This is a genomic window from Kineococcus indalonis (assembly GCF_009906395.1).
Lineage (GTDB): Bacteria > Actinomycetota > Actinomycetes > Actinomycetales > Kineococcaceae > Kineococcus > Kineococcus indalonis.
This window is the reverse complement of record NZ_JAAALM010001049.1, coordinates 1-393: the sequence shown is the minus strand read 5'-3', so window position 1 is coordinate 393 and position 393 is coordinate 1. Positions and strand designations below refer to the sequence as shown.

The 393-nt window shown below is 84.5% G+C and carries 1 pseudogene; it reads right to left on the bottom strand.

The annotated features are described in order from the left end of the window. Window positions 1–189, bottom strand: a pseudogene (locus tag GTR00_RS22645) (hypothetical protein); the annotation flags it as partial. Window positions 190–393: the final 204 nt, after the last annotated feature.

The window sequence follows — 393 nt, the reverse complement described above, 5'->3', positions numbered from 1 at the left end:
CCCGTGCCGGGCGCTGGCAGCGGGCCGCGGGTCGCCGCCGCCCACCCGCCGCAGGAGCGGGTGCAGCTCCTCCACGAGCCCGGCGCACAGCAGGGCCACCTCCAGGGCCGGACCGGCGTGCAGGGCCGCGGACAGCTCCGCGGGCGGGGGGCCGGCCCCCGGGCCGGGGGTGGTGTCACGAACGCGCACGGCTCCCACCCTGCGGGGCGGGAGCCGTGATCGCAGCTCGGGCGTCAGTCGCCGGCGCCGGCCGGCTCGCCCTCGGCAGCGCCGGCCGCGGCGGGCGCTGCCGAGCGGCTGCGGGTGCGCCGGCGCCGGCGCGGGGCGCCGTCCTCCGCGCCCGCGGCGGTGCCGGACCCCGCGGTGGTGCCGGACCCCGCGGTGGTGCCGGAC